Source organism: Ignatzschineria sp. 22MB058224 (genome assembly GCF_058188435.1).
This window is the reverse complement of record NZ_CP187366.1, coordinates 1,656,272-1,670,000: the sequence shown is the minus strand read 5'-3', so window position 1 is coordinate 1,670,000 and position 13,729 is coordinate 1,656,272. Positions and strand designations below refer to the sequence as shown.

Genomic DNA, 13,729 nt, shown 5'->3' with positions numbered 1-13,729 from the left:
AGCTAAGGTCCCTAAATTATCGCTCAGTGGTAAACGATGTGGGAAGGCATAGACAGCTAGGATGTTGGCTTAGAAGCAGCCATCATTTAAAGAAAGCGTAATAGCTCACTAGTCGAGTCGGCCTGCGCGGAAGATTTAGCGGGGCTAAAGCGATATACCGAAGCTGCGGATGTATATTATAGAATATATGTGGTAGGGGAGCGTTCTGTAAGCCTGTGAAGGTGGACTCGTAAGAGCTGCTGGAGGTATCAGAAGTGCGAATGTTGACATAAGTAACGTTAATGCGAGTGAAAGACTCGCACGCCGAAAGACCAAGGTTTCCTGTTCAACGTTAATCGGAGCAGGGTGAGTCGGCCCCTAAGACGAGGCAGAGATGCGTAGTCGATGGGAATCAGGTTAATATTCCTGAACTCTCGTATCATGCGATGGAGGGACGGAGAAAGCTAGACCAGCTGGTGATTGGTATGCCAGTGTAAGCAAGTAGGTAGAGATCTTAGGCAAATCCGGGATCTTAATACTGAGATGTGAATGCGAGGAGCTTACGAGCTCCGGAGTGGTTGATGCTATGCTTCCAAGAAAAGCTTCTAAGCAATAGTGATATGAGAACCGTACCCCAAACCGACACTGGTGGTTGGGATGAGAATTCTAAGGCGCTTGAGAGAACTCGGGTGAAGGAACTCGGCAAAATCGTACCGTAACTTCGGGAGAAGGTACACCTTCCTTGGTGAATGCTTTACGCAGTAAGCTGAGGAGGGTCGCAGTGAAAAGCTGGCTGCAACTGTTTATCAAAAACACAGGACTCTGCAAACACGAAAGTGGACGTATAGGGTCTGACGCCTGCCCGGTGCTGGAAGGTTAATTGATGGGGTTAGCGTAAGCGAAGCTCTTGATCGAAGCCCCAGTAAACGGCGGCCGTAACTATAACGGTCCTAAGGTAGCGAAATTCCTTGTCGGGTAAGTTCCGACCTGCACGAATGGCGCAATGACGGCCAGGCTGTCTCCACCCGAGACTCAGTGAAATTGAAATCGCCGTGAAGATGCGGTGTACCCGCGGCAAGACGGAAAGACCCCGTGAACCTTTACTATAGCTTTACAGTGGATTTTGAATCTTTTTGTGCAGGATAGGTGGGAGGCTTTGAAGCTAAGACGCTAGTTTTAGTGGAGCCATCCTTGAAATACCACCCTGAAAGATTTGGAATTCTAACTTAGGCCCATTATCTGGGCTAAGGACATTGTATGGTGGGTAGTTTGACTGGGGCGGTCTCCTCCGAAAGAGTAACGGAGGAGTACGAAGGTACCCTCAGCCCGGTCGGAAATCGGGCTATTGAGTGCAAAAGCAAAAGGGTGCTTGACTGCGAGACAGACACGTCGAGCAGGTACGAAAGTAGGTTTTAGTGATCCGGTGGTTCTGTATGGAAAGGCCATCGCTCAACGGATAAAAGGTACTCCGGGGATAACAGGCTGATTCCGCCCAAGAGTTCATATCGACGGCGGAGTTTGGCACCTCGATGTCGACTCATCACATCCTGGGGCTGTAGTCGGTCCCAAGGGTATGGCTGTTCGCCATTTAAAGTGGTACGCGAGTTGGGTTCAGAACGTCGTGAGACAGTTCGGTCCCTATCTGCCGTGGGCGTTGGAAATTTGAGAGGAGCTGCTTCTAGTACGAGAGGACCGAAGTGGACGTATCTCTGGTGTTCCGGTTGTCATGCCAATGGCATTGCCGGGTAGCTACATACGGACGGGATAACCGCTGAAAGCATCTAAGCGGGAAGCCTTCCTCAAGATTAGATTTCCCTAGGGGTTTAACCCCTCTAAAGGTCCGTCGAAGACTACGACGTTGATAGGTTGGGTGTGTAAGTGCAGTAATGCATTGAGCTTACCAATACTAATTGACCGTGAGGCTTGACCATATAATAGGTCTTAGACAATTGACTACGAGACATGAAAGCGTTTCCAAAGTTAATGTGAATACACAAACTTAAGTGCACAACAAAACAATCAACGCGAGATAAATCGCCATTGCTGTTACAACCAACTAATCAAATTTATTTGTGAGTGGAGTGAGTATCACTTCAAGCACACACCAGTTTTCCTGGAAACAATAGCGCTATGGAACCACCTGATCCCATCCCGAACTCAGAAGTGAAACGTAGCAGCGCCGATGGTAGTGTGGGAGTTCCCATGTGAGAGTAGGTCATTTCCAGGGCTTAATTTGAAGGCCCCTAGTTCATTGAACTAGGGGCTTTTTCATTGCTGCGCGGAATAATCATAACCAATCGAAAATAGGTAAGTCCGCGATTTTTAGGCCAATACAAATACCAATACCAACAATCCCCGCCGGAGATTGCTTTGAGCTTGAATGGCATTTGAGTAATAGAAAATAAAATACCGATTTAAAGCAGCAGACTAACCATAAAAAAGGCTAATTTCAGTATAAAATCGAAATTAGCCTATGATTATTATAAGTAGCAGCTTATTAACTGCTATTGAGAGCTAAACTGCCTTATCGAAGAATAGATGTACCTTACTGTGAGTACTCAGAAGTTCGATATACTCCTTAACAGTATTTGGTAATAATACGTCTTTTGACGCAGTAAGTGCTCTTAAGAGGGGGAATAGGAGAACATCATCTAGAGAATATTGCTTTTTTTCGATATGTGAAATCTTAATTTTGTTATCGAGTATTTTTAATTCCTCGTTAATTTTAATAAGTTGATTTTTAGATTTTTTTAACAAGCTCTCAAAGCTACCAAATAGCACTTCATGACGGTCAATATACTTTTTCCGAGCAGATGGTGTTGCGAGTTCAGGAAGATCCATTTTGGCATAAAGCGGCATTACATACTCACTGATTAGTCCGAAGTTGTTATCAATCCATTGGATGATATCGGGATCTTGCGTTCCTTTTAAAAATGGCTCATGACCGAGTTGATCAAGGTAATCGACAATATCAAGGCTTTCAGGCATGTATTGGTTGTCATTATACTGCAATATGGGTACCATTTGCTTGCCGATCATCTTTATAGGTGTTTCCGCATCATCTTCTAAAATATAGCTAACGGGGATACTATATTCTTTCTTTAAACCCGCAGCGAGTAATGCGCGGGCACAAAAGGGACAATGGTCAAAGACATAAAGTTTCATCATTACTTCTCCATCTATCATATTGATAATATTAAGATAACAGAGTTTAAAGGCGTTGGCGACTTTACATTATTGAGTGAGGAATTATTCGCCGTTGTTAGTTTTCTGATCTTCTGATGGAATAACATGGAAAAATGTTTCATCTTCTTTGATTAATCCAAGATGTTTACGGGCTAACTCTTCGCGAGCTGTATAGTTATTTTTAATGCCGTTAATCACTTGACGGATATGTTCATTTTGTTCTATTAATGCTTGATTTTGTTTTTTTAGATCTTCAAGAGACGCTTGAAGGGTATCTAGGCGTTTACTTCCTGAATCTTCATCAAACCAAGTCTGTTTGATGAGAAGGCCAAGAATCAGTAACAGTAAGAGAAGTAAAGAATACATTAACTTCATATTTGATCATTTCGCAATGTACGAAAGCCTTTAGATTTGAGATAATGGAAAGTAAAATTTCAGCCACCTATTATAACGTAAAAGAACGAATGAAAGACAGTATAATTACCAAATTAGAAGAGTTAAAAGAACGATTAGAAGAGGTATCACATCTTCTTTCAGATCCAGATGTTATAAACAATAACGATAAATTTCGGGAGTTGTCGCAAGAATATGCGCACCTTGACCCTGTTGTTGCGGAATTTAATGCTTGGAAAGAAAATGAATCAGCACTTCAAGATGTTAAAGATATTTTTGATGGATCCGACAATGAATTGAAGGAGCTTGCAAAAGAAGAGCTTCCTATTCTTGAAGCAGAAAAAGAGCGTCTTGAAAAATCACTCAGCATTTTATTACTACCAACTGATCCATATGATAATAGTAATATCTTCCTTGAGGTTCGAGCAGGAACTGGTGGTGATGAAGCGGCGATCTTTGCTGGTGATCTTTTAAGAATGTATATGCGTTATGCCGAAGAGCGAGGTTGGGGTGTTGAATTAATTAGCGAACATCATGGTGAACATGGGGGCTATAAGGAAGCAATTGCTCGAGTAACTGGGCAAGGTGCTTATTCTCGTTTGAAGTTTGAATCCGGTGCACATCGTGTGCAACGGGTTCCTGAGACGGAATCTCAAGGTCGTGTGCATACATCGGCTGCAACCGTAGCGATTTTGCCGGAAATCCCTGAAACAGAGATGATTGAGATTAATCCTGCGGATCTTAAAATTGATACATTCCGTTCATCGGGAGCCGGTGGTCAGCACGTAAACGTGACTGATTCGGCTATTCGTATTACGCATTTACCTACGGGCGTTGTAGTGGAATGTCAGGATGAGCGCTCACAGCATAAAAATAAAGCCAAGGCAATGAGTCTACTTGGAGCACGCTTGTTAGAAGCAGAACGTGAGCGTGAGCAGAAAGCGATGAGTGAGAATCGTCGTAGTCTTGTAGGCTCTGGTGATCGTTCTGAACGTATTCGTACCTATAATTACCCACAAGGACGTATTACCGATCATCGCATTAATCTGACGCTCTATAAACTAGATGAAATCGTCAATGGCGATCTTGATCAGGTAATTGAGCCATTAATTCAAGAAAATCAAGCAGATCTATTGGCCGCGATTGGTGATGAGCAATAGATAATGAGCAGTGAGAGTGATAAGTTACAGTTACGAATTCTAGCGACCACCGATATTCATGGTTTTTATATGAACTATGATTATTATCGGGATCAAGAGGTTCCACAAACTGGACTTATCAGTCTTGCAACATTGATTGAAAATGCTCGGGATGAAGTTGCAAATACGTTGCTTTTTGATAATGGTGATTTGCTGCAAGGCTCTCCAATGTCGGATTATCTTCGAGATTTTGCATTAGATTATGAACACCCTGCATTTACGTTAATGAATGCAATCGGTTATGATGCTGCAACAATCGGGAATCATGAGTTTAATTTTGGTGTTCCTTATCTTCAGTCAGTTTTGAAACAAGCAGATTTCCCTTATGTGAATGCCAATATCGAAACTGAGACTGGTCAAAAATTTTTACCTAACACGGTTGTATTAGATCGTTATTTTAAAACCGAAAAAGGAGATGAAGTTCTCTTAAAAATCGGTATCACTGGGATATTACCGCCCCAAATTACAACGTGGGATAAAAATCATCTTGATGAATATGCCTTAGAGCATCCTGCGCTGATTACTAAAGATACGGTAGAAATGGTACAAAAAGCCGTTAAACACCTTAAAGAAAAGCAAAATGCCGATCTTGTTATTGTATTAGCGCACACAGGCATCTCGTTAGCACCTTACAGTAATTGTATGGAAAATAGTGGTTATTACCTTGCGCAAATCGAAGGTGTTGATGCACTAATTACGGGACATCAACATCGGCGTTTTCCCTCAGATACTTTTGAAGAGATGTCTGAGGTAGGTGTTGATTGTCAAAATGGCACCATCTGCAATACCCCAACAGTTATGGCAGGTTCATGGGCAAGATGGCTTGGTGTGATTGATTTGAGCTTAAAAATCGATAATGGATCTTGGCAAGTTGTAAGTCATCAGGCACATCTTCGTTATATCAATGATTATTGGAATGAAAATGATACTGTTTCGACAGATTATTTAGCATTAATGACGGATGCTCATAAAGCAGTACGTGAAATTATGAATATCCCTATTGGACAGTCGCAAGTGGGTTTTTATAGTTATCTCTCTTTAATTCAAGATGATCATTGTATTCAAATTGTTGCCGATGCTCAGAGTTATTATGCTAATAAGTTATTGGAAGAGCAGGGGCTTATCGATCGTTTCCCCCTTTTATCAGCGGTTCCACTTTTTAAAGTTGGAAGTCGCAAGGATGATCCGACGTATTTTACAGAGATCCCTGCCGGCGATCTCTACTTTAAAGATGTTGCTGATCTCTATGTTTATCCTAATTATCTTGTGGTACTTGAAATTACCGGTGAAAATTTGAAAGAGTGGCTTGAATGTTGCGCCAGTATCTATCATACGATTCAACCTAATGAAGAGCCGCAACATCTTATCAACTGGAAAGAGTACCGACCTTATAATTTCGATATTATTAAAGGCATTGATTATCGCATCAACCCTACTCAACTACCTCGTTATCGATCAGATCTATCGCTTTGGGATACTGATAGTGAACGGATTGTTGATCTTACTTATAAAGGTCATCCTGTGGAAAAGATGGATCGGTTTTACCTAGCGACAAATAGCTACCGCGCGTTAGTGGATCGATTTCCCGGTGCCGGTAGTGGCAATGTTGTATGTAGTACGATGAAAGAGATACCAGAAGTATTGTTGCAATATATTGAAGCACAGATGGGAGATAACTCAGAGGTGATAGTAAGTCCTGATTATAATTGGGAACTTGATAGAGCGAGTTTAAAAGGTCAGAAACTGATTATAGAGACGGCTAATAGTGATATGGCAGCGACAATTATTCATGAATCGAGTCAATACCCACTGGAATATATCGGAGAGGATGATGAAAAATTTGCTCTCTACCAATTGAAGTTATGAAGTAAACGGGCAAAACTGTATCGTATTTAATTATTTTTGAGAGATGTCATCGTTGTTATTTTCAATACTTGAGGGTGTAATCTGTAATGTTTTTTGATAAAACAGTGCAAATTTTTCGGCTAATGATCCAACGATTTTATCGCGTTTATTATTGATTATACTCCCATTAATTTCACAAAATTCAGGATGAGCTCTTAGATAACGGGTATCATGGAGTAGCTCTTGAAGCTGTGATCCTTTGGTGTCGATCTGCTCAAGATATATCGGTGTTAATTGTGCATGGCTTCGACCATTTAATGCACCGATAATAAAGAGAAAACGAGAGAGTAATTGTTCAACGGCTTTATCATTAATACAAAATGTGTTGAGATCTTGTAAATGATCCATTAAAGACGAACCATAATGTTTAAAGGATGCCGTAAGCCCTCCTAAAATTGCACCTGTTGCAGTTGCTGCACCGAGAGTTGTAAAACCTGCTAGTGCATCAACACCGACAAAAAGTCCCGCACCAACGCCTGCACCTTTGCCAAACTGCATTGAAAAGTCGATTAAATTGTCACTTGTAAAAAAATCACTCTCATATTGTGCACCTTCCACGGGTACCGCAAAGTAGGCAATATCTTCTTCATTAAATTGATATAGCGCTAGTAGTGAATAAATCGCACGTTTTTCGATCTTTTGAATGGAGTGATTGAGTGTTTTAAAGATCTTCTCTGCCGGAGTGTTGCGGTGTTTTTTAATCTGTAATGACATCAAATTCAGATAAAAGTTTGCAGCAATTTTGAAGGATTGTTGTAGACGGTTCTCTTCAGTTATCTCCTCTAGTTCAATATACGCCATGATTTCTTGATATAGTTCAGGAAACAGAATGGCAATTTGTTCATAAAAGCGTCTTTTTTGCGGTGGCATAATGGTATCGAATTCGAGGTAATGATGGATGCCATGTGCTTTAAGGTGTTGTTTCCAAGTTGCTAGATGTTCTCCCTTGACAAAATTGAGGATCGGTAAAATCGGTCTATGAGTTTTTTCAATAAGGGTTAATTCGTCATCAAACTTGGGGAGAAAAGGCAAGCGACAATCAATGACATAGCAGATGAGATCCGCCGAAAAGAGCTGTTTGATAACTTTAACCTCTTGCTCAAATAAGACCTCGATATCGCTATCCTCAGCAAAAGTAAGTAGATTTTGTGACTCTTCAATCTTAGTTGTAGAAGGATACTTCTTTTCTAATAGGTCAAGAATCCCCATCGCATCTTCAAGCCCTGGTGTGTCGATATAAGTGAGAGTGAGGATATCGGATGATTGCTTAATTGCCTCAACATTAATTGTTGTTGATGCTTCATCTTTGACATCTCCAAAATTACGCTCACGAGTAATCGTACGGATAAGCGATGTTTTTCCTGTATTAGTATGCCCTACAATGGCAATTTTGAGTAGTTTAGTATTCATAGATTTAGATCTTATCGTATGGGTATAAGACGATTTCTTTCATTTTACCAATATTTTTGTACAATCGCTGATTCCTTGTTTATACCACTTTATCTAGTTTTATCTACTCGACTTAATTGAGATAATGTTTCGATCGTTAAAATCTCATTATCGTAAAGTTGTGGTGCTAATTTTTGTTGCCATTCTTCAATTCGAGCATTTTGCGCTTTTACTAAAATGATCTCGGAGCTCATTGAGAGGTTGAGTAGCGTGTAGATTCGACGTAAGAGGCTACGATCAGGTGTTAATGCACTATCAATATAGAGTGTCAAATGTTGCAATGGTGCTTGCTCAAGCGATTCTTGTAAGACACTAAATGCTTTTCGATCATTAAGGATTTTTACATCGGGTGATAATTCTCGATAGTAATCGAGCGCAACTGCTATCTCATGTTGTCCTACTGTGATCAACTTTGGTGGGCGCTCTTGTTGCGGTCGCTTTTTTGCAGGATCAAGAATTTTGCCTGTATCAATATGAAGTGTGGAGGTTGATGGCGATATTTTACGATAACGCCATAATTGAAAACCATTTATAGCGAATAATATAAATCGTGGTAAAAATCCATAGCAGAAGAGCATGAGCATGACCCAAAGTGACCATGTAGCATTGTCGGGGGCGGAGGAGGTCTCTGCTAATGTAGCACTGACAAGCTCAGGAGTAATAATGTTGCCGGTGATGTTATTGGGGAGATAATTGAGTAGATGGAATATTTGTAGATAGAAGTGGCTATCATATGGAAAAAGCGTACTGTGCAGGCTGTATTGATATTGTTGAAAACTAAAATTGATAAAAAAGCCAATAATCAATCCTAAGAAAATCAATACCCAAGAGTAGTGCATGATCACTTTTGCATTCAAAATAAAACGTTTTTGATCGACGGTTATAAGAGGAATATCACTTTTCCCAATATTTTGAGAGTATTTTGAGTGATTTAATTTATGTTGAAATTTATGCCAGATATTTTGTAAAAAGAGGAGAAGTGAAGAGAAAAAAGAGTGTTTGCGGATCAGTGCAAAGAGCAGAAAAAAGTAGGAGGGGATCAGTATTCCAAGGACTAAGCTCAATGGTTGAATGGGGGATGAGAGTAATGCACTACTGCCAAAAATAGTGATTAACAGTAAAACTGCTGAAAAAAATGAGAGTAAGCTAAATGAGAACGGGAAAAATGATTGCTCTTTTTCCCGTTTTTCGATTTTTTTTAGTGTATCTCTATTCTGCTGATTCATAGGTAAGAACATTTCCGGAGACGCTAACAATGCGAATTTTACTTCCCGCAGGAAGGTTTTCGCCAGCAATCCGCCATACAGTATCCCCAAGATTTAGACGACCTTCGCCATCTTTTGTGGGCTCAGTTAATGTATGAACTTGTCCAATATAGCTAGTTCCACGAACTTGATTAAGATCGGATGTCTTTATATCACGATCTTTACCTTTGTAGACTTTGACGCCAATAAGAACCGAGATAATCGAGAAGATAGCAAATAGTAAAATTTGCCAAGTAATCGTCAATTCTGCGAAGGTAAGAATTGCTCCGACAACAAGTGCTGCGATTCCTAACCAGAATAGAAAAACTCCTGGAGCTAAGAGCTCCAGAAGAATTAAGATGGCCCCAATAATCAGCCAGACCATCATCGGACTAAAATTGGAAAAAAGTTCCACCATTATTGAGTATCCTTTCCTGCAGATTTGACTAATTCAGCAATGCCGGCAATTGAACCGATCATTCCGGAAGACTCCATTGGCATCATAATAATTTTGCCATTGTCACTCTCAGCAATCTTACCAAACGCTTCCACATATTTTTGTGCAACGAAGTAATTGATTGCTTGAATATCACCTTCGCCAATTGCTTTAGAGACCATCAACGTCGCATTTGCTTCCGCTTCTGCCATACGCTCACGTGCTTCTGCTTCTAAGAATGCAGCTTGTCGTTTACCTTCAGCTGTTAAAATAGCAGATTGTTTTTCCCCTTCAGAACGGAGGATTTCAGCTTCACGAAAACCTTGCGCTTCAAGAACTGCTGCACGTTTTTCACGTTCAGCTTTCATCTGTTTTGCCATAGAATCGATCAAATCTTTAGGCGGCTCGATATCTTTAATCTCAATACGTGTAACTTTTACACCCCATGGTTCTGTGGCATGATCGACGACTGAGAGGAGGCTTGCATTGATCTCATCACGTTTAGAGAGAAGTTCATCAAGATCCATCGATCCCATCACTGTACGGATATTGGTCATAGTAAGATTTAAAATTGCAGAACCAAGGTTATTGACCGCATACGCTGCGCGTGCTGCGTCATTAATCTGGAAGAATACAACACCATCGACACGAACCATGGCATTATCTTTGGTAATGACTGCTTGTGACGGGACATCAGCGACATTTTCCATCATGTTGATTTTATGGCCTACACGATCAAAAAATGGCACGATGAATGAGATACCTGGCGTAATAGTTTTGCTATAACGTCCGAAGCGCTCAATTGTATATTCACTCCCTTGCGGGACCATTTTGATGCCCATGAATACGAGCAATATTGCAATTACCGCAATAATTACTACAAGTATGGTTCCTATCATAATTATTTCTCTTTAATAAAGTGATCGATAATAAAATTAAACGCAACGGCCTATTTTCAATAGAGCGTTGCGTTTTGATTATAGTATTTATCTAGCTGAAAATTAAGCACTAAATGAGTTTCCACAGCCACAAGTAGTTGTTGCATTTGGGTTGCGGATTACAAACTGTTCGCCTTGTAGATCATTGACATAGTCAATTTCTGCGCCAACGAGATATTGGTAGCTTAATGGATCAACAAGAAGCGTTACTTCTTGGTTTACAACCTCAACGTCGCCCTCTTCAACTTCATTAGCAAATGCAAATCCATATTGGAATCCAGAGCAACCACCGCCTTGAATATAGACGCGAAGTTTAAGTGATGGATCACCTTCTTGATCAATTAGGCTTTTCACTTTTAGTGCTGCGGAATCGGTAAAATTAATTCCTGTTTCATCGATCATCGACATATTTTTCTCCTTAAGTGAAAATAAGTAAAATTTGTAGTCTATTATACCGCAGATTGATGGGTGAGGGGGTAGACTTTTTACTGAAAATAGAATGATGCTCTATGTGAGACGCCGCATTTGATGATGATAATTTTTAATGAAATGGGCTAGACAAGGGTTGCTATTATTTTTGCGCCAAACGAGCTCTAAATCAAAGGTGACAGAGAGCTCAGATAATGCATGCATGACGACATCATATACTTTTAGATATTTCGCGACGGCTGGTACAAAAGTATAACCACTCCCAGCCGAGACGAGGCTGAGCATTGAGTTGTAGTCGCAGCCTTCATGGTCAATTTTAGGAATAAAATCTTGCCTGCGTAGCTCATCGATGATGACTTTGTAGAGATCAAAGGCCTGATTTTCTGGAGACCAAATAAAAGGCTCTGTGAGTAATTCTTCAATTCTTTGTGGGGGATCATTGGCAAATCGAGAGCTTTTGTTTACCGCTAGAAGCATCGATTCCTTATAAAGGAACCGTCCTTGGAAATCAGAGTCATCCTGCGGACGCAAAAACATAAAACCCGCATCGAGTTCCCCATTTCGCATTGCCATAATCTGTTTACGAGAATGCATGGTGCAGATATTTAATGCAATATCAGGATGATGTTTACGAAATTCACTTAAATGTTGTTGAATCTCAGTTAGCCAAATATGTTGTGGTGTGATACCGATTTTAAGCTGCCCTATATCTCCTTGGTCAGCTTTAATTGCTTTTGCTTTTGCGCTGGATAGCGCGTTAAGGATTGCAACAGCGTCTTGATAGAAGCGCCGTCCCGCTGCTGTAAGACTCATCCCTCTCGCGTGTCGTTCAAATAGAGGAACGCCGATTGTTTCTTCTAAATTATGAATTTGACGCGTAACGGCAGGCTGAGCAATATGCAACGATCGAGAGGCGGCTGCAACGCTCCCAAGTTCAGCAACAGTAATAAAGTAATACAGCTGTCGTTTTTCCATAATTTTTTGTTGGAATACCTCTGAAATAATACTCAATATCTAGATATTTGGATTATAACAAAAAAGTATATCTCTATTATAATAAAGGTATTATTTATAAAATATAAAATTTGATAATATTTAAAAAATAAGCTATTTACAATTATTGAAATTTATTGAATGTAGCTCAAGGTTTGTGGTGATTTATCAATAAGAACGCTGCAATTTCATCGACATAAATTTTAATGGGGTACATATATGATGAGTGCAATTTTGTTGGCGCGAATTCAATTTGCGTTTACGGTCTCATTCCATATTATATTTCCCGCCATTACCATCGGTTTAGGGATGTGGTTGGTGGTACTAGAAGGGCTTTGGTTAAAGACTAAAAAGCCTGTGTACATGGATATCTACAATTTTTGGGTCAAGTTCTTTGCCGTTGCCTTTGGTATGGGCGTTGTTTCCGGCGTTGTAATGGCCTTTCAGTTTGGATCGAATTGGAGTGAGTTTTCAAAATTTTCAGGCTCTGTGACGGGTCCACTATTAATTTATGAAGTGATTACTGCATTCTTCCTAGAAGCTGGATTCTTGGGCATTATGCTTTTTGGTAAAGATCGCGTCGGTTCTAAGATGCATTTTTTTGCAACAGCAATGGTTGCGCTTGGTACCACTTTCTCGGCCTATTGGATTTTGGTCTCTAATAGTTTTATGCAAACTCCCCCATCATTGGAATCAGGAGCAATTGAAATTGTTGATGGCGTAGTGGTTGTCAAAGACTGGCTTGCTATTTTATTCAGCGCTTCACTACCTATCCGAATGGTACATATGTTAACAGCGGCACTTTTAACAGCGACCTTAATTATTGCTGGCACTGCAGCATGGCACATGTTGAAAGGGAATAAAAATAGTGCTGTGAAAAAGATGCTGAGTATGTCCTTAGTGACGCTCTTTTTTGTCTCGATTTTCCAAGTATTGATTGGGGATATTCATGGATTAAATGTGCGGGATCACCAACCGACGAAACTAGCGGCAATAGAAGGGCATTGGGATGCAACCCCGAAAGGTGAAGGGACGGGGTTTATTCTCTTTGCAATTCCTGATCAAGAAGCACAAAAAAACTATTTTCAAATTGAAATTCCCTATGCTGCAAGCCTTATCTTGACACACAGTCTGGATGGGAAAGTCGCTAATTTAAAAGCTTTTCCAAAAGAAGATATTCCACCTGTTGGTTGGGTTTTTTGGGCCTTTAGAGTGATGGTCGGCTTAGGTTTTTTAATGGTATTCCTCGGTATTTGGGGTGTTTGGCAACGACATAAGAAAACTTTGGGAGAAAAGAGAGGCTTATTACGATTTGCTCTGTGGATGGGTCCTAGTGGTTTAATCTCTGTATTGGCAGGTTGGTTTGTGACGGAAATTGGCCGTCAGCCTTGGCTTGTATATGACATTATGCGCGTTACGGAAGGGCATTCATTTATCCATACAGCAGGTGATGTCACTGTCTCTTTAGCGCTCTTTATGATTGCTTATCTTATTGTTTTTATCTTTGGGGCGACCATTCTGTTCAGAATTTTGCGAAAAGGTCCGCAAAGTTCAGATCTATCAGTCGTTGAGAAATAA

Annotated in this window: 11 protein-coding genes and 2 rRNA genes (1 of these 13 only partly in view); 5 read left to right on the top strand and 8 right to left on the bottom strand. The window is 40.4% G+C overall.

The window, feature by feature from the left end; translation table 11 throughout:
* A 23S ribosomal RNA gene (locus ACPF7B_RS07300) occupies nt 1-1,910 on the top strand; it begins 1,002 nt to the left of the window's first position.
* A 181-nt stretch (nt 1,911-2,091) separates the two neighbouring features.
* Nucleotides 2,092-2,206 (top strand): 5S ribosomal RNA (rrf, locus tag ACPF7B_RS07295).
* 287 nt (nt 2,207-2,493) lie between these two features.
* On the opposite strand, the gene grxB is transcribed toward rrf, so the two are convergent.
* Together grxB and ACPF7B_RS07285 are read right to left on the bottom strand one after the other, a co-directional pair.
* Complete coding sequence (gene grxB, locus ACPF7B_RS07290; RefSeq protein WP_490505166.1) at nt 2,494-3,147, bottom strand: glutaredoxin 2; 654 nt, start codon at nt 3,145-3,147, stop codon at nt 2,494-2,496.
* Between the two features lie 81 nt (nt 3,148-3,228).
* The gene (locus tag ACPF7B_RS07285) at nt 3,229-3,540 is read right to left on the bottom strand and encodes an FtsB family cell division protein (protein WP_490505165.1); all 312 of its coding nucleotides are present in this window, start codon (nt 3,538-3,540) and stop codon (nt 3,229-3,231) included.
* Nucleotides 3,541-3,629: 89 nt separating this feature from the next.
* Here ACPF7B_RS07285 and prfA point away from each other — a divergent pair, with 89 nt between their 5' ends.
* Together prfA and ACPF7B_RS07275 are read left to right on the top strand one after the other, a co-directional pair.
* On the top strand, nt 3,630-4,718 hold the full coding sequence (gene prfA, locus ACPF7B_RS07280; protein WP_490505164.1) for a peptide chain release factor 1: 1,089 nt from the start codon (nt 3,630-3,632) through the stop codon (nt 4,716-4,718).
* A 3-nt stretch (nt 4,719-4,721) separates the two neighbouring features.
* Nucleotides 4,722-6,623 carry a bifunctional 2',3'-cyclic-nucleotide 2'-phosphodiesterase/3'-nucleotidase gene (locus tag ACPF7B_RS07275; RefSeq protein ID WP_490505163.1) on the top strand — a complete coding sequence of 634 codons (1,902 nt, stop codon included), beginning with the start codon at nt 4,722-4,724 and terminating at the stop codon, nt 6,621-6,623.
* 30 nt (nt 6,624-6,653) lie between these two features.
* Here ACPF7B_RS07275 and ACPF7B_RS07270 read toward each other — a convergent pair whose 3' ends face one another.
* The 6 genes from ACPF7B_RS07270 to ACPF7B_RS07245 form a co-directional block, all read right to left on the bottom strand.
* Entirely contained in the window at nt 6,654-8,072 is a 1,419-nt protein-coding gene (locus tag ACPF7B_RS07270; RefSeq protein WP_490505162.1) for a GTPase/DUF3482 domain-containing protein, read from the bottom strand.
* A gap of 89 nt (nt 8,073-8,161) precedes the next feature.
* Nucleotides 8,162-9,337 carry a DUF2868 domain-containing protein gene (locus ACPF7B_RS07265; protein WP_490505161.1) on the bottom strand — a complete coding sequence of 392 codons (1,176 nt, stop codon included), beginning with the start codon at nt 9,335-9,337 and terminating at the stop codon, nt 8,162-8,164.
* Nucleotides 9,321-9,773 (bottom strand): NfeD family protein, encoded by a 453-nt coding sequence (locus ACPF7B_RS07260; protein WP_490505160.1) that lies wholly within the window; start codon nt 9,771-9,773, stop codon nt 9,321-9,323. The genes ACPF7B_RS07265 and ACPF7B_RS07260 overlap by 17 nt, the downstream gene beginning before the upstream one ends.
* Complete coding sequence (locus tag ACPF7B_RS07255; RefSeq protein ID WP_490505159.1) at nt 9,773-10,690, bottom strand: SPFH domain-containing protein; 918 nt, start codon at nt 10,688-10,690, stop codon at nt 9,773-9,775. The genes ACPF7B_RS07260 and ACPF7B_RS07255 overlap by 1 nt, the downstream gene beginning before the upstream one ends.
* Nucleotides 10,691-10,792: 102 nt before the next feature.
* Nucleotides 10,793-11,137: an iron-sulfur cluster insertion protein ErpA gene (erpA, locus tag ACPF7B_RS07250; protein ID WP_490505158.1), complete on the bottom strand. Its 345-nt coding sequence runs from the start codon at nt 11,135-11,137 to the stop codon at nt 10,793-10,795.
* A gap of 99 nt (nt 11,138-11,236) precedes the next feature.
* The gene (locus ACPF7B_RS07245; RefSeq protein WP_490505157.1) at nt 11,237-12,133 is read right to left on the bottom strand and encodes a LysR family transcriptional regulator; all 897 of its coding nucleotides are present in this window, start codon (nt 12,131-12,133) and stop codon (nt 11,237-11,239) included.
* 237 nt (nt 12,134-12,370) lie between these two features.
* Between ACPF7B_RS07245 and ACPF7B_RS07240 the strand changes: the two genes are divergently transcribed.
* Nucleotides 12,371-13,729 (top strand): cytochrome ubiquinol oxidase subunit I, encoded by a 1,359-nt coding sequence (locus tag ACPF7B_RS07240; RefSeq protein WP_490505156.1) that lies wholly within the window; start codon nt 12,371-12,373, stop codon nt 13,727-13,729.